The sequence below is a fragment of the Streptomyces sp. NPDC006798 genome, from assembly GCF_040635975.1.
GTDB lineage: Bacteria > Actinomycetota > Actinomycetes > Streptomycetales > Streptomycetaceae > Streptomyces.
Genome location: NZ_JBEYIS010000054.1, coordinates 31,689 through 47,879 on the forward strand (window position 1 = coordinate 31,689; position 16,191 = coordinate 47,879).

Here is a 16,191-nt window from a genome sequence, read left to right on the forward strand (position 1 = left end):
CGGCGGAGCCGGTGTCCCGCCCCCGCCGGGCCGTCGGCGGGGCCGGGACGGACCGGCGCGCGGAGGGAGTTGCCGGGCAGGCGGCGGGCGCCTCCTTGCCAACCGCGACCGGGGGGCGACCGGCGCGCGAGGCCGGGCTGGCAGGGTCGGGCCAGGCCGACTCGACCGGGAGGTCAGCGATGGGCCCGACTTCGTCCGCGCCCGCCGGCGCGCGGATCGCCCCCGCCGTACTGCGCGGGGTCCTGCGCGAGGTGCCGACCGCCGTCACCGTCGTCACGGCGGCGACCCGGCTCGGCCCCGCGGGCCTGACGGTGGGCTCGTTCGTCTCCGTCTCCCTGCGGCCGCCGCTGGTCGGCGTCTTCATCGACGAGAAGTCCACCAGCTGGCGGGAGATGCGGACAGCGCCCACGTTCGCCGTGAACGTCCTCGCCGGGGACCAGCAGGAGCTGTGCGCCCGGTTCGCGTCCAGCGGCACGGACAAGTTCGCCGGACTGTCGTACGGTACGTCGCCCTCGGGCAATCCCCTGCTCCCCGGCGCCGCGGCCTGGCTTGACTGCCGGATCGAGGACGTCCGCAGGCTGGGCGACCACGATTTCGTACTGGCCCGGGTCGCGGCGCTGGGTACCGCGTCGGCGGGCTCGTCCATCGTCTTCCACCGGGGCACGCTGCGGGCGATCCCCTGAGGGGCCGCAGCGGTTGACCTTGTCGCGGCGTCAGGGTGTGTCCTGGTGACGTGCCCGCGCCCCTGCCCCAAAGGGGCCGGGCTCGACCGGCCCGATCCGCCGTCGACCCGTCGGAGGTCCCGCCATGACCGGCGACATACCCGTGCCCGTATCCGTATCCGAACGCGTACCCGTACCGGCGCGGCCCGGGGAGGACCCCGTCGCGCTGATCCGCGCCGCCTTCGCCGCCCTGAACCGCCGTGATCTCGACGCCTGCACCCGGATGATGACGGAGGACTTCGGCATCAATATCGCGGGGATGCCGTTCCGGATGACGGGCCGTGCCGCGTGGCGGCGGAACGTGGAGGTGATGCGTACCGCCTTCCCCGACTTCCGGGTCACGGTCGACGACGCCTTCGGCACGGGCGACCGGGTCGCGGTCCGGGTGACGATCCGGGGCACGCACCTGGGCGAGTTCCGGGGCCTGCCCGCCACCGGCCGCCGCGTCGAGTACTCCGGTATCGAGTTGTACGGGGTGGCAGGCGGCCTCCTCACCGAGGAGTGGATCGCCCCGGACACGGAGACACTCACGGCCCAGCTCACCGGGGAGGCCGGAGCCCCGGGATGAGCACCCCGGGGCTCCGGCCCGCCTTCGCGCCGGGGGTGCGACCCGGCGTCCGGGCGGCGGCGCTACACGGCACCGGCCCCCCACTGGAGCGGGGAGAGCCGGGCGAAGTCCTCGTCCCGGCCGCAGAAGTCGGCCACGTCCGTCCGCATGGTGTTGTGGAACGCCAGTATCCGTCCGGCGCGGAAGAGTTGTGTCTGGACCGAGTGCCATCGCCCGGCGCGGGGCCCGGCGGGCACCTCCAGCTCGGTCGCGCTGTGCACCAGTTCCAGGCCGCCGCCGATCGTCCGGCCGGTGAGCCGTCGCATCCGCAGCCTGCTGTCCCGGTAGACGGTGTCGAGGATCTTCTGGTGCTCGGCCGCGATCACGGCCCGCCCCTTCTGGATGCGGCCCAGCGCGTCGACATAGTCCGCGTCCTCCTCGAAGTGTGCCGCCCACGCGGCCCCGTCGGCCGTGTTCCACGACTGCTCCAGCTCGGCCATGACCTCGTCGACCGTCATGAACCCTCCCTCACTAGACCAATGTTCGAGTGACTGGACCAGTGTACTGGTGTGAGTCACCCGGCCCCGGCCCGCCATGCGGCCGGGCCGGGGCCGGGCCCTGGTCATCCCTCCGACGCGCAGGGGTCGCAGCAGGAGGGGGCCGGTTCGACGCAGATGGTCACCGAGTCGGTGTTGTCGGCCGGGTCGGGGTCCTTCTCGACGGCGGTGGCGGTGGCGGTGTTCTCGACCGGTCCGGGCCTGGTGGCCTTGGCCCGGAGTACCAGCGTGGCCGTCGCGCCCTCGGCCAGTTCGCCGACGGTCCACCGACCGGTGGCCGGGTCGTAGCCGCCCGACGCGGTCTTGGCCGTCAGGAAGGCGAGGCCCTCGGGGAGCCGGTCGGTGACCGTGACTCCGGTCGCCCGGTTCGGGCCCTTGTTGTGGACCGAGATCCGGTAGGTCACCGTCTGCCCGACGGTGACGGTGGTCCCGTCGGCGGCCTTGGTCACCGCCAGGTCGGCGGCGGGCCTGACCTCGGTGATCTCCTCGTCGGACGTGGCGGTCAGCGGTTCGGGCCGCTCCCCCAGCCGGTTCTCGTAGGTGGCGGTGGCGGTGTTGACGATCCTCTTTCCTCCCGCGGCCCGGTCGATCACGACCCGGTACTCGGCGGTCGTCCCGGCCGGGAGCGCGAGGGTGTTGGGCAGACTGCCGCCCTGACCGGCCGAGGCCCCGGCGCCGAGCCGGAAGACGACTCTGCCGGACGCGGCGTCGTACTCCGCCTGGTCGTCCCCTGCGGTGTCGGTCCTGACACCGGTGCCGGGGCCGTCGACGATCCGCAGGGAACCGGGCAGATAGGTGGTGCCCTCCGGTACGGCGTCGGTGAGGACGAGGTTCTCGGCGTCGCCGCCGCCCTCGTTGCGCGCCGTGACACGGTAGGTGAGGGTGTCACCGACCTCCAGCGGCCCCATCGGCACGGCGGTCTTCTCCAGGACCACGAACGGTGCGGTCCCGAAGAAGATGCCGTCCAGGAAGTTGCCGACGCCGCGGTTGCCTCCGGCCGCCGAGATGGACCGGAAGGCGAACCGTGTCAGGCTCTGTCCCGCCGGGACGGTGTAGACGCCGGTGTAGTGGCCCCACTCGGTATTGCCGTCGGTGAACCGCTGCTGCTCGACGGCGGCGCCGGGTGCGCCGATGTCCAGGGCCATGGTGTCCCGGCCCTGTCGCCCCCGGTGGTGGAGCCGCCAGTACAGCTTGGTCCCGGGGGTGGTGGGGAGGTCCTGGTAGAGCGTCGAGACCTCGTTGGCGTTCAACTCGGCGAACTGGGCGCCGTCGGCCGCCGGCACGCCCTGGAAGCCGGAGTGCCACAGTTCGATCAGATGGTCGGACGCGGTGGTGAGCCAGCCGGGGACCCGTCCGGGTGTCTGGGTCTGCGAGGCATCCGGCAGAAACGCCATATCGGTGACGACGGGGCTCTCGAAGCTTCCGTTGACGAGGGCGACGCGGAGCGGAGCGGGAGGTGTGGCCATGGTTCATCCCCTTCGAGTCTGCGCTGTCGGGAGGCGGGCACCGCCGACGGCACGTACCGCTGGTACGCCGCGACAGCCCGCAACAGTGGGTAGCGAAACGCGGGTTCATTGATACGTAAAGTGATGAAGGGGCGGGTTCGGTCAACCTTGTGCCAGAGGTTTCCCCGCGCGCGTACCGGAGTTCACGCCCGCCTCCCGGGACCGGGTCCTCCCCGGGCCGCAACCCCCGTCCCAGGGATCGCGCCGCTCACAACGGCCGCCCCCGTCCTGGCCGAAAGCCACTGCCGAACTCTCCGCCACCCTCCCCTGGAAGGGTGAATCGCCGACGACCCGGTTGACGTCGTCACGGTCCGGCGCCCGGGTCGCCCCGGCCGGCGGCGGGGCGTTGTCAGTGCCGGGTGGCAGCATCGCCGATATGACGAACACCACGACGTTCGACTGGCGGGGCTTTCTGCTCGAATGGAGCGGGGAGTGGGCGGATTCCCTCGTGGACGACGACCCGCGGGACGAGGACGAGGAAGCGGCGCGGCAGGCGCGGTGGCTGGGGTTCCCGCCCGCGTCCGAGGAGCGGATCACGGCCCTGGAGCGGCGGACGGGCCTGCGGTTGCCGCCGTCGTACCGGTCGTTCCTGCGGGTCAGCGACGGCTGGCAGCACGCGGGCGGCTTCGTCCGGCTGCTGGCGGGGACCGACCACATCCGCTGCCACGACGACGAGTCGGGGCTGGCGGAGATGTTCGAGGAGTATCTGGACGAGGACGCCGGGCCCGAGGAGCGACGGGGGGTCGACGTCTGGCGGCGTGGACTCCAGCTGGACGTCCAGTCCGACTGCACCTATGTCCTGATGGACCCCGAGGACGTCGCGGAGAACGACGAGTGGGCGGTGTACACCTGGGCGAGCTGGCGGGCCGCCCCACCCGAACGGCATGAGGACTTCGCCGCCTTCATGCGGAACATGCACCGGGAGTTCCATAGTCTGCGGGCTCGCCGGGGCCTGGACGACGGGGCGCCGGTCTTCGCCAACGCCACAACCCGGCGGCTGGACGCCCAGGTCGAAGAGGCCAGGACGGCGGCGTTGAAGGGCGACTGGCAGGGGGCCCTGGCGGCGCTGGACGAGGCCGCAGGATACGGCAGACCACACGCGACCGAGCTGGGCGACCAGATCCGCCGTTTGCTCGGTCGGACCGACATGATCTCGATCGGCGGACTGATCACGGCCGAGGCGGCCGAGCCGCTGCCGCCGATGACGGCCACCCGCACGGAGCCGGCGTCCGGGGGCGACGACTCGGCGGCATATCTGTTGCAGGGCGCCGGAGGCGAGGTGAGGGCGTGGGCGACAGGGGCTCCGGGCCCGATCCCCCTCGGCGAAAACCCTCCGGCCGCCGGACCGTTCGGGGAAGCGGTCGGGCGGGCGCGGGAGCTGGCCCGGTGGGGCGAGACGGACGCGGCGTGGCGGACGCTGATGGACGCTCTGCCCCAGTGGGAGCCGCCGGGGCCGGACTACCTGGCCCCTTTGGGGTGGCTGGCGAGTCCCGTACTCGAACCGCTGCTGACCGAGGAGCGGGGTCGCGAACTGCTCGCCACACCCCGGGGCGGAGCGTCGGGTACGGCTCCGGCGCCGACAGCCGGGCTCGATCCGGACGGCCTGGCCTGGCTCGCAGAGCCCGACCCGGGCGGCAGCCGCACGTCGTACCGGTTCGTCCTGATGGAGGGGGTGGAGCCGGCGGACGTACCGGGGCGGCTGATGGACGGCGGCGTTGCCGACACAGGGCCGGTGAACCCGCCGATGACCCCCTGGGAGGCTCATCGTGAGGCGTATCGGGGCCGACGGGGGGTCTCGTCCCTCGATGACCGGGCCCTGATGGCGGTCGGCCGGGCGGGCGAAGGCTGGAGCTTCGCCTTCGACTCCGGCCCCGCCCGGTTCCACGGAGAGCGCTTCGTCTCCCCGGCCGCCGCGGCATCGGCGGCGGGCGCCCGCGCGGTCGTGGTGTGGAGCGATCTGAGAACGGGGGACGACACCTTCCATCTCTCGGTGGCGCGCGACGGGGTCGAGGAGTACGCGTTCACCTACGCCGACGGTGAGGTCCGGTCGAGCGGCGCGATACCGGCGGCGCTGGCCCCGGACCGGTTCTTCGGCTCACCGGAGGACGGCGCCGACCCGGACGGCGGGGCCGACCGGGAACGGGCCCTGCTGGCGGCGGTGGAAGGGGAGTTCGGTGTCCGGCTGCCGCGTCATGCGCTGACACAGGGGCGGCTGCATACCTTCACCAGCCGTTCCTGGACCCGGCCGCCGCAGGAGGGCGAGTCCTGTGGGGTGATCGGCTGGTATCTCGCCGACCCCGACGAGGACGACCCGGCAGAGTGAGGGCGGACCCCAGGCCGCGCCCGGGCCACCCCCGGGGCGTGACCGGGCTCAGGGGGTGAACCGGCCCAGGTCGCCGCGGAGTCGCTGGGCGCGGAGGACCAGTTCGAGTTCGAAGCGGCGGTCGGGGTCGTCGATCTCGTCGCCCCACAGTTCCCGGATCTGGCGGAGCCGGTAGCGGACGGTCTGGGGGTGGACGCCGAGGCGCCCGGCGACCTCGGGGGCGCCGCCCCGGGTCTCCAGCCAGGCGAGCAGGGTCTCGGCGAGGCGGCGGGCATGGGTCCGCCCGCAGTGGGCGAGCGGCGCGAGGGCGCGGCGCGCCAGATCGTCGATCAGCTCCTCGGGCTGGAGGAGCACCAGGGCCTCGGTGTGTTCGGTGCAGTGCAGGACCTCCCCCGCCGGGAGCAGTCCGCGTTCCATCAGGCGGACGGCGGCCTCGGCCCAGCGCAGTGACTTGGCGGCGTCGACCAGCGGGACCGGTGGTCCGATCGCGCCGGACCAGCCGGTCATGGCGCGCCGCAGCAGTTCGGGCCGTCCGGCCGCGTCCAGATCGGGGACGACCACCCGGGGGCGCTCGGCCTCCATGTCCAGCAGGACGCCCTCGCCGACGGCGGGGGCGACGGCCTGGCGGGCGGGGCGCAGCAGTACTCCTGCGGCGACCTTGGCGGGCAGGGGCCAGCCGATCCGGGCGGCGCGTTCGGCGAGGGCGGCGGCGATCTCGTGCGGGCCCGCGGCGGGCCGGGTGCGGTGTTCGGCGAGGAGGAGTTCCATCAGCTCGCGCTGGAGCCGGAGGCGTTCCCCGGCCTGCCGGGCGGCGGCCTCGGCATAGCCCCGTACCGACTGGTCGACCAGGCCGTCGAGGTATTCGTAGCCCGCGTCGACCAGTTCGTACATGGCCGGCGGCGGGATGTCCACGCGCTGGCCGATCTCGGCGAGGCGCCGCCAGGTGAGCCGGACGCCGAGCCGGTAGATGGCCTGGAGGGAGTCGAGGCTGCGGCCGCCGATGCCCTCGCCGCGGCCGAAGTCCTGGAAGACCTCGGGGTGGACGCGGGGCCGGTCCTCGCCCGTCTCCACATGGAGGACGAAGACCTCGATGGCACGCCGGATGCCGATGAGGGATTTGGGTTCCCCGGAGTCGTCGAGGATGACCGGGACGTGCGGATACTCGCGGCGGATCTCCGCCAGGATCTCCTCGGCCAGGGCGGGGGCCTCGGCCATGGCGAGTGCCGCGAACCGGCGGACCTGGCTCCGCGGTACGTCGTGCCAGGCGGAACGGGCCCCGGCCGGGGGCGCGGTCCGGTCCCCGGGGCCGGCGGAGGCCGTGGTCGCGCCCGGGGTTCCGGGGGGTGGTGCGGGCATCCGGTCAGCGCTCCCCGGCAGGCGTCTCGTAGGTCACGAGGGGCGTGTTGGGCTGGTCCGGGGTGGCGCCGAGGGCGGCCACGACACCGAAGGCGGCGCCTACGGCGAGGGCGGCGGCGGCCACGACGGTGAGTGCGGCGGCGAGCAGTCTGGACATGCTGGGGATCCAGCCTTTCCGGTCGAAAGGTCGTCCCCACCCTGGATCATCCACACGATCCGCGCCAGTGCCCTCGGATTTCCCGTATCGCGGGGGTCAACGGGTTCCCGATCCCGTTACCGGTCCCGCTGTCCCGCTGGTGGCGCGCGTCGGCCCCGACCGACGGGAGTCAGTTTCAACAATGCATTGACACCTCGTCAAGGGTGCGCCTACGGTTCCCGCCCCGTACCGCGGCTGCGTTTCTCACCCGCGCGCATACGTTCCGTCACCTCGTGACCGTGATTTCCCGACACCGTGTCGAGCCGCCTCGAACCCCTTCTGGAGTGCCCGGATGCGCCGTACCACCTCACCCGTCTCGCTCGTTCTGCTGGGCATAGGCACCTTCTTGCTGGTGCTGGCCGCGATGCTCGCCTGGTATGTCGAGCCGCGCGCCCAGCGCACCCCGATCGATACCGACGCGACCACGGTCTTCACAGGTCAGGGCAGTTATTTCGATGCCAAGAAGGTCAAGACCGTCGATGAGACAAAGCTCACCATCACCCGTAAGGTCCGCGGCGACGTGGCCGACAGCGAGAAGAGCGGCCGGGCCGTCTGGGACGTGTCGACCAGTGTCGACACCCCGGGCTCGCTGCCCGCGTCCGATCCCACCGACGCCTTCCAGTGGACCGTGGAACGCTGGGTGACCGACCGGAAGACCAACACCCCCGTGCACTGCTGCGGGGAGACGCCCCGTTTCGAGGGCGAGGCATATCTGAAGTTCCCGTTCAATGTGGAGAAGCGGTCCTACCGCTGGTGGGACAGCACGCTGGGCGCCACCGTGCCGCTGGAGTTCCGGGGCACCAAGAAGGTCCAGGGCTATGAGGGCTACCGGTTCACCGGCGAGGTCGCCCCGGCGAAGACCGGGACGCGGCAGGTGCCGGGCGTGCTGGTGGGCGGGAGCGGCCAGGTCCTCGCCGAGGAGTGGTACTCCAACACGGGGATCGAGCTGGTCGTGGACCGGAAGACCGGGCGGATCCTGTACGCGGCGATCGGTCCGCGCAAGACCCTGCGGGCGCCCGGCGCGAAGTCCGGCGAGGGCGAAGTGGTGCTGCTGCGCAGCGACCGGATCGCGTTCACCGAGGAGACGCAGAAGACCCAGGTCGACATCGCGAAGGCCGACAACCGCAAGCTCAGGCTGGTGGGGGTGACGGCGCCCGCCGGGGCGGGCGGTCTCGGCCTGCTGCTGGCCGTGGCGGGCACGGTCCTGGTGGCCCGGGGACGTCCCGGGAACCCCTCGGCGTCCCCCGCCGCGGCCCCGGCACCGGAATCCTCAACCCGGTGATGAGATACGCCGGGTAACAGTTGGGCAATTTGTCATCCCGGTGAGTAGCCGCAATGAACCGGTGGGCGAAAACTGTCCCTCCCACCCACCCGAACACACCATCCGTGCAGTACCCCGTCACATCCGAGCGGCCCCGGTACCCTCCGGGGCCGGCTCACCGGGACCGGGACGGCACCGGGACCGGGACCGCGCGCGACATCCGTCGCTCCCCGGCGCGGCTCCGGACCGGGCACGCCCTCCGGACCCGCCCGTCCCGAACCCGTACCACCGAGGGCCCGTATCCGCTGTATCGCCGTACGACTTCCCGGCACCGGCCCGTCCCGTACCGCCTCGTACCGCTCCCGCTCGCCCTTAACTCACCCCCGTCCCCACGACCCCGCACCGTCCGTTTCCTTCCGCCCTTCCGTGCCGGACGCGGTACCGCACCGCGGCCGCCGCACGGTTCCGCACCCCGAGACGCATCGGAGCACCCATGCCCCAGCACGTGCCCGCTTCGCTGCGCACGGCCGGTCCCCGGCCCGCTCAGCCCTCCGCGGCGCGGCCCGGCGATCCGCGCCGCATCGTCTTCCTCTCCCGCCGGGACCTCGGCAACTCCGCCGCCGGAGGTTCCGAACTCCTGGTCGACCGACTGGCCGACGGCCTTCAGCGCCAGGGCCATGAAGTCACCCTCGTCTGCGGCGGACCGGCCGCCGACCGCGACTACCGCGTGGTGTCGGCGGGCGGCGACCTCGGCCATTTCCTGCGAGCCCGCAAAACCCTGGAGCGACAGGTCGGCCCGTGCGATCTGCTGGTCGAGGTCTGCAACGGGATGCCGTATCTGGCTCCGCTGTGGCATCGCGGTCCGACGCTCTGCCTGGTCAACCATGTCCATACCGAGCTGTGGGAGATGCGTTTCGGCGGCCGGGTCCTCGCCCCGGCGGGCCGGCTCGGGCGCCGGCTGGAGTACTGGGCCCTCAGGGAGGCGCAGCGGCGGAATCTGATGGTCGCGGTCTCCCCCTCCACGGCGGGCGCGCTCCGCGGTATCGGCGTCGACGAGGACCGGATCCGTCTGGTGCACAACGGTGTCGAGGAGCCGGGTCCTTCGCATCCGCGCTCGCCCGAGCCGTTGTTCCTGGCGCTGGGACGGCTGGTGGAGTACAAGCGGATCGATCTGCTGCTGCGGCTGTGGGAGCGGGTCAGGCCGGTGACCGGCGGCCGGCTCGTCATCGTCGGCGACGGTCCCGAGCGGGAGCGGCTGGAGCGGCTCGCGGGCCCCGGTGTGGAGTTCGCGGGGCATGTCACGGAGGCGGAGAAGCACCGGCTGCTCTGCTCGGCCTGGCTGCTGCTGCATCCGTCGGCCGTGGAGGGCTGGGGTCTGGTGGTCACCGAGGCCGCGATCCGTTCGACACCGACGGTCGGCTTCGACGTACCGGGGCTGCGGGACTCGGTCGACGACGGTGTGAGCGGCGTCCTGGCCCGGGGCGAGAGTTCGTTCGCCGCCGCCTGGAGCGCCCTGACGCTCGACCCGGAGCGGCGGGCGGCGATGGGGCGGGCCGCCCGGGAGCTGGCGGCCGGATACACCTGGACCAATACGGTGCGGGCTTTCCGCGCCGTCGCCGCGGAGGCCGCCGCCCGGCACCGCGACGCGAGCCGCGACCGTTCCGGCGGCCCGGTCGGCGGTCCGGTCGGCGGCCCTGATCACGGCCACGTCCACGGCCTCGATCACGAACGGAGCCCGGACGGAGGACTGTCCGGTATGCCCGGACAGTCCCGCGGGCCCGATCTTTCCGGCGTGCCCCGGCCTGGGGCCCGGCGGACCGGAACACAGGAGACCCCTTACCCCGCCCGGACCACCCGGACCGCTCAGGCCACCCAGCCCGCCCCGACGCCCTCCCGGCGGAAGTGAGTACCGATGCCGACCCCCGCTCCATCCGTCCGCGCCGTCGCGGGCACCGCCCCCGGGCTCGCGCGGCCGACCGATCGCCGCACGACGCTCAGGGACCCCTCCTTCCGCCGCTCGTGGGCCCTGTTCCGGGCCTTCATGCGGGAGCAGCAGGACCCGAGGGCGTGCTACACCCTGCTGGCCCGGGACGCCGTCGACCAGATCGAGGCGTACGACGGTCCCGTCGGCGGCCGGACCGTCGTCGACATCGGCGGCGGGGGCGGCTATCTCACCGAGGAGGTCCGCCGCCGGGGCGCGTACGGTCTCCTCTTCGAGCCGGACCCGCGCGAGCTGGGACCCGCGCCGCCCGAGGGCGCGGTCGTCGCGGACGGCTATCTGCTGCCGCTCGCCGACGGTTCGGCCGATGTCTGTGTCTCCTCCAACGTCCTGGAGCACGTGGACGATCCGCAGACCTTCATCAGCGAGATGGTCCGCGTCACCCGCCCCGGCGGGCTGATCTATCTCTCTTTCACCAACTGGCTCTCCCCCTGGGGCGGCCATGAGTGGGCGCCCTGGCACTATCTGGGCGCCGCGAGGGCCCGGGCCCGCTACGAGCGGCGTACCGGCCGTCGCGCCAAGCACACCCTCGGCGAGAACCTCTTCGCCGTGCACATCGGTCCCACCCTGCGCCAGGTACGGGCCAGGACCGACGTCACGGTGGTCTCGGCCCGGTCCCGCTACTGGCCGTTCCTGGCCGGGGCGGTGACCCGGGTGCCCGGCCTGCGTGAGTTCGCTACCTGGAATCTCCTCCTCATTCTTCGGCGGTGCCCATGACCAGTACGGCCCCTGCGGCCCAGGCTCCCCCTCCGGCGGCCGTCCGGACCACCGGTGCGACCCAGGACCCTCCCGACGGGCCCCGGTCGCGGCGGTGGCTCCTGGGTTTCTGGGCCGTGGTGTTCGTGCTCTTCCTGGCGGTGTCGCCGGGGCGGATGACGTTCGAGACCAAGCTCGGTGTCGCCACCGATCCTTGGGGGTTCATGGCCGATCTCGGACAGTTGTGGCACGACCGCGGCGGCTTCGGCGGACTCACCGACCAGTACATCGGCTACGCGTTCCCGATGCTCCCCTACTACGGCCTCGCCGATCTGGCGCAGTCGCCGGTGTGGCTGGCGGAGCGGCTGTGGCTGTCGCTGGTGGTGGCCACCGCATTCTGGGGCGCGCTGCGGCTGGCCGAACGCCTGGGCGTCGGCAGCCGTCCGACCCGGCTGCTCGGTGCCGCGGTGTACGCGCTCTGGCCGACGTTCACCATCGTCGTCGGCTCCACGTCGGCCGCCGCGCTGCCCGGCGCGCTGCTGCCGTGGGTGCTGCTGCCGCTCACCGACGACCGGTACTCCGCCCGGGTCGCGGCGCTGCGCTCCGCCGTGCTGATCCCGTTCATGGGCGGGGTGAACGCGGCGTCGACCCTGGCGTCGCTGCTCCCCGTCGGCCTCTATCTGCTCTCCCGTCCCAACAGCCCCCGGAAGCTGAGGCTTCTGGTGTGGTGGGTGCCGGGGGTGCTGCTGGCGACGCTGTGGTGGGTGATCCCGCTGCTGCTCCTCGGGACGTACGGTGAGAACTTCCTGCCGTACATCGAGACGTCCCGGGTCACCACGGACACCATGGCGGCCACCGAGACCCTGCGCGGCGCGGGCAACTGGGTGGCGTATCTGCACTTCGGCGAGGCGTGGCTGCCCGCCGGATGGAGCGTCGCGGCATCGGTGCCGGTCGTGCTCGGCTCGGCGCTGGCCGCCGCGCTGGGGCTCGCCGGGCTGGCCCGGCGGGATCTGCCGGAGCGCCGCTGGCTGGTGCTGACCGTCACGACGGTCGCCCTGCTCACCCTCGCCGGATACGCGGGCAAGTCCGGCGGGCCGTTCGCGGGGTCCGTACAGGATCTGCTGGACGGGGCGCTGGCGCCGTTCCGGAACATCTACAAGTTCCAGCCCGGTCTGGCGCTCGCCCTGGTGCTGGGGCTGGTCCATCTGACCGCTGTCGCCGAGCGGACGCGCGGGGCGCGGCCGGGCCACGGGGTGCGGTGGGGACGGCGGTACGCGCCGCTGATCGCGGCGGTGCTGGTGCTCCCCGGGCTCGCCCTGCCGTATGTCACCGGGGCCGTACTGCAGCCGGGCTCGTTCCAGAAGCTGCCGACGTACTGGGAGGCCACGGCCGACTGGCTGAAGAAGAACTCCCCGGACACCCGGGCCCTGGTGGTCCCGGCCACCGCGCACGGCATCTACACCTGGGGCTCCCCCATCGACCAGCCCCTCGACGTACTCGCCGAATCGCCGTGGGCGCAGCGCGACTACGTCCCGTTCGGTACGCCCGGCAACCGGCGGGCGATGGACGCCGTGGAGCAGGCCCTGCTCACCGGCGCCCAGATCCCCGGACTGCGGGACTACCTGGGCCGGGCGGGACTCCACTACGTGGTGGTCCGCAACGACCTCGACCCGGACCAGATCGGCTATGTGCCCACCCCGACCGTGAAGCGGGCGCTGGAGCAGTCCGGCTACGAGCGGGTCACCGGCCTCGGCCCGGTGATGACCGGCGGCCGGATCGCGGACGACACCCCGCTCCAGGTCGAGGGGCTCTATCCGCGCCAGCGGGCGGTCGAGATCTACGCGCCCGCCGAAGGCTTCGGGCGGCCGGACCGGGCCGGGATCTACCCGGCCGCCGATACGGCCGTGGTGTCCGGCGGGCCGGAGTCGCTGCTGCCGCTCTCGGCCGATCCGTCGCTGCGCGGCCGGCCGACCGTACTGACCGGCGACCGGCATCCCGGTGTCGACCGGCCCGCGCTCCAGGTGACCGGTGACGGACTGCGCCGCGCCGACACCCGGTTCGGGCTGGTCAACACCAACACCTCGTACACGTACACCGAGGACGAGCGGAACCACTCCGGCAGCATGCAGGACCCCGGGGACGAGCCCCGGCAGATCCTGCCGGTGAAGGGCGCGAACCGGCAGACGGTCGCCGAACTGCGCGGGGCCCGTACGGTGACGGCGTCGTCCAGCGGCAACTGGCTCTTCCATCTGCCGCAGTACGACCCGGTGAACGCCTTCGACGGGAACCCGGACACGGCGTGGGCCACGGGTGTGTCCGGCAGCTCGAAGGGCCAGTGGCTGCGGATCGCGTTCGACGGGAAGAAGACCCTGCCGTCGACGCTGGACGTGACCCCGCTCCCCCAGGACGGGGTGCGGTCCGCCGCGACCCGGGTGAAGGTGCAGACGGAGAAGGGCAGCACGATCAGCCCGCTGGCGACCAACGGCAAGCCCCAGACGATCGAGGCGCCCGCCGGTGAGACCGGCTGGCTCAGGATCACCATCCTGGCCGTGGAGTCCGGGCGGCCGGGCCTGGCCGGGGCCGGATTCGCCGAGATCTCCGTACCCGATGTCACCGTGACCCGGATGCTGCGGCTGCCCACCGACGGCGTGGACTCGGACGCCGCGAGCGAACTGGTCTCCCTGCACCGGCCGTCCGACCCGGGCGGGCTCTCCCCGGCCGGAACGGAGCCGGGGCTGCACCGCTCCTTCACCACCGGTACCGCCGGGTCGTACGAGGTGAAGGCGAAGGCGGTCCCGGTACCCGGTGACGCCCTGGACAAGCTGCTGTACGAGGTGGCGCCGCCCGAGCCCGGGCAGCCGGGCCGGATCACGGCCACCGCCGACTCGACGGCCCGTCTCGGTACCGGTCTCTCGCCGCGGAATCTGACCGACGGCGATCTGTCGACCGCGTGGATCGCCGGGAGCAAGCCGGTGGTCCGGCTGACCTGGACCGACCCGAAGCAGAAAGTGGACTCGCTGGTCCTGGCCGCCGCGGGCGGTCTCTCGGCCCGCCCCACGAAGATCGAGATCAGCTCGCCCGACGGGGCGGCGATCGCGAATGTGGACGACAACGGCTGGGCCCGCTTCGCGCCGATCGAGACCGACCGGCTGGACATCACCATCACCAAGACCGCTCCGGTGACCCTGCACAACCCGGTCGCCGGTGACGATCTCCAGCTCCCCGTCGGCCTCTCCGAGCTGCACGTTCCGGCCCTGGCGAAGTACCGGACCGCGCAGCCCGAAGCCGATACCCCGTTCACCCTGGCGTGCGGCCGGGGGCCGGCCCTGCTGGTCGACGAGACCCTTCATTCGACCAGCGCGAAGGGCACCGTCGGGGATCTGCGGCAGCGGCGCCCGATCGAGGTGACGCTCTGCCAGGACGGCACGGAGGATCCGACGCTCGAACTCGCCGCCGGACAGCACAAGGTCGAGGCCGGGGACGCCGGTCCGCTCGCGATCACCGATGTCACCCTCACCCGGGGCAACCCGGCCGCGCCCGCCGTCGGAGGCCGGGCCATCACCGTCGGCGACTGGCTGAGCGACCGCCGCGAGGTGTCGGTCGGCCGGGGCGACGTCTCGTATCTGACGACGTACGAGAACTTCAACGACGGCTGGAAGGCCACCCTCAAGGGCAAGGAACTCAAGTCGCTCCGGCTCGACGGCTGGCAGCAGGGCTTCGAGATCCCGGCGGGCGAGGGCGGCACGATCGAGCTGGCGTACGAGCCGGACCAGGTGTACGAGGTCGGGCTGATCGTCAGCGGTGTGGCCCTGCTCGCCCTGATCGGCCTGGTGCTCTACCGCAGGCGCGAGGAGAACCCCGACCACGGTACGGAGGCGGTACCGGTTCCGGGCGGTCCCGGTACGGTCCTCGGGCTGGTGGCGCTGACGCTGGTGGCCGTGGTGGTCGCGGGCTGGCTGGCCCTGCTGGTGCCGGTGCTGGCCCTGATCGCCCTGTGGCGGCACACCCTGCTGGTGCCGGTCGCTTTCACCGCGATGGCCGGGGCGGGGATCGTCGCGGCCACCGGGGCGGGTGAGCCGCTCGCCGCCGGGACGGGCCCGTTCGGGCACACGGCCCAGGTGCTGGCGTTCACCGCGCTCTTCGCCGCCCTGGTAACCGTCGGCGGAATCGGCCGCGACGGCCGGGAACCCGCGGCCGAGCCCGGCAACGGCTCCGGTACGGGCTCCCGTTTCCGCCTCGGAAAGAGCAGGGGTACGGCACCGGCTCCCGGTGGCACCCACGAGGCGGCCGGATACCCGGACGTACCCCCGCCCGGGGCTCCCCCGAGCGGTACGGCCCCGGGCACCACCCGGCCGTACGACCCCGGCTCCCCCGGCGCCTCCGGAAGAGACGTCCGGTGACCGCACTCGCCGGACCCGCGCGCCCGGCCGCCGCCGGGCGGCCCGTCCTGGTGCCGTTCCCGGTCGTGGACGAGCTGGCGCGGCACTGCCTGCGGGAGGAGGAGCCGGAGTCGATCCACATCGAGATCCGGCTTCCCGGGCGGCCCGATCCGGACCGGCTCCGGCAGGCGCTCGCCGAGGCGCTCCGCCGCCACCCGCGCGCCGGGGTACGCCAGGCGCCGGGCCCCTGGTACCGGCGCCGCTACTTCTGGCAGCTCACCCCGGCCCCGGACCCGGACGTCGCCCTGGTGGCGGCCCCGGCGCCGGAGCCGGGGGCGCTCGAACGGGCCAGGGAGCGGTGTCTGGCCTCGGCCCCGCCGCTGTCGGCGTCCCCGCCGATCCGGCTGGAGCTGGTCGCCGACCCCGGACGGCCCGGCGGTACGGCCCTGTTCGCCACCGTCAACCACACCGCCCTCGACGCGCCCGCGGCGCTGCGGGTCCTGGCGACGGCCGCCGAGCTGTACGGCGGCCGGGCCGACGCCCCGGCCGCGCCCCCCGTCCGCCCCGCCCCCGGGCCCCGGGGGGGGGGGGGGCCCGGGGCCGGGCCCTGGGGGGCCGCCCCCCCGGGGGCCCGGGGCCCCCCCGGCGGG

At 73.3% G+C, this 16,191-nt stretch carries 11 protein-coding genes and 1 pseudogene; 8 read left to right on the forward strand and 4 right to left on the reverse strand.

Annotated elements, in window-relative coordinates:
* Positions 1 to 179: 179 nt before the first annotated feature.
* Positions 180 to 683, forward strand: coding sequence for a flavin reductase family protein (locus tag ABZ714_RS28545; RefSeq protein ID WP_358828229.1), 504 nt, complete (start codon positions 180 to 182; stop codon positions 681 to 683).
* A gap of 124 nt (positions 684 to 807) precedes the next feature.
* Complete coding sequence (locus ABZ714_RS28550) at positions 808 to 1,290, forward strand: ester cyclase (RefSeq protein WP_358828230.1); 483 nt, start codon at positions 808 to 810, stop codon at positions 1,288 to 1,290.
* Between the two features lie 62 nt (positions 1,291 to 1,352).
* On the opposite strand, the gene ABZ714_RS28555 is transcribed toward ABZ714_RS28550, so the two are convergent.
* Positions 1,353 to 1,787: an SgcJ/EcaC family oxidoreductase gene (locus ABZ714_RS28555; protein ID WP_358828231.1), complete on the reverse strand. Its 435-nt coding sequence runs from the start codon at positions 1,785 to 1,787 to the stop codon at positions 1,353 to 1,355.
* 104 nt (positions 1,788 to 1,891) lie between these two features.
* Positions 1,892 to 3,292 (reverse strand): hypothetical protein, encoded by a 1,401-nt coding sequence (locus ABZ714_RS28560; protein ID WP_358828232.1) that lies wholly within the window; start codon positions 3,290 to 3,292, stop codon positions 1,892 to 1,894.
* A gap of 415 nt (positions 3,293 to 3,707) precedes the next feature.
* Here ABZ714_RS28560 and ABZ714_RS28565 point away from each other — a divergent pair, with 415 nt between their 5' ends.
* Positions 3,708 to 5,654: an SMI1/KNR4 family protein gene (locus ABZ714_RS28565; RefSeq protein ID WP_358828233.1), complete on the forward strand. Its 1,947-nt coding sequence runs from the start codon at positions 3,708 to 3,710 to the stop codon at positions 5,652 to 5,654.
* A gap of 48 nt (positions 5,655 to 5,702) precedes the next feature.
* On the opposite strand, the gene ABZ714_RS28570 is transcribed toward ABZ714_RS28565, so the two are convergent.
* Together ABZ714_RS28570 and ABZ714_RS28575 are read right to left on the reverse strand one after the other, a co-directional pair.
* A complete protein-coding gene (locus ABZ714_RS28570) occupies positions 5,703 to 7,010 on the reverse strand; it encodes a helix-turn-helix domain-containing protein (RefSeq protein WP_358828234.1) in 1,308 nt (435 codons plus the stop codon).
* Positions 7,011 to 7,014: 4 nt separating this feature from the next.
* Positions 7,015 to 7,167 carry a hypothetical protein gene (locus ABZ714_RS28575; RefSeq protein ID WP_358828235.1) on the reverse strand — a complete coding sequence of 51 codons (153 nt, stop codon included), beginning with the start codon at positions 7,165 to 7,167 and terminating at the stop codon, positions 7,015 to 7,017.
* Between the two features lie 331 nt (positions 7,168 to 7,498).
* Here ABZ714_RS28575 and ABZ714_RS28580 point away from each other — a divergent pair, with 331 nt between their 5' ends.
* The 5 genes and pseudogenes from ABZ714_RS28580 to ABZ714_RS28600 all read left to right on the forward strand — a co-directional run.
* Entirely contained in the window at positions 7,499 to 8,488 is a 990-nt protein-coding gene (locus tag ABZ714_RS28580; protein ID WP_358828236.1) for a DUF3068 domain-containing protein, read from the forward strand.
* 472 nt (positions 8,489 to 8,960) lie between these two features.
* Complete coding sequence (locus ABZ714_RS28585) at positions 8,961 to 10,373, forward strand: glycosyltransferase family 4 protein (RefSeq protein WP_358828237.1); 1,413 nt, start codon at positions 8,961 to 8,963, stop codon at positions 10,371 to 10,373.
* A 6-nt stretch (positions 10,374 to 10,379) separates the two neighbouring features.
* On the forward strand, positions 10,380 to 11,183 hold the full coding sequence (locus ABZ714_RS28590; protein WP_358828238.1) for a class I SAM-dependent methyltransferase: 804 nt from the start codon (positions 10,380 to 10,382) through the stop codon (positions 11,181 to 11,183).
* On the forward strand, positions 11,180 to 15,562 hold the full coding sequence (locus tag ABZ714_RS28595) for an alpha-(1->3)-arabinofuranosyltransferase family protein (protein WP_358828240.1): 4,383 nt from the start codon (positions 11,180 to 11,182) through the stop codon (positions 15,560 to 15,562). Before ABZ714_RS28590 ends, ABZ714_RS28595 begins: the two co-directional genes overlap by 4 nt.
* A pseudogene (locus ABZ714_RS28600) lies at positions 15,559 to 16,191 on the forward strand (condensation protein); the annotation flags it as partial. The gene ABZ714_RS28595 and the pseudogene ABZ714_RS28600, both read left to right, overlap by 4 nt.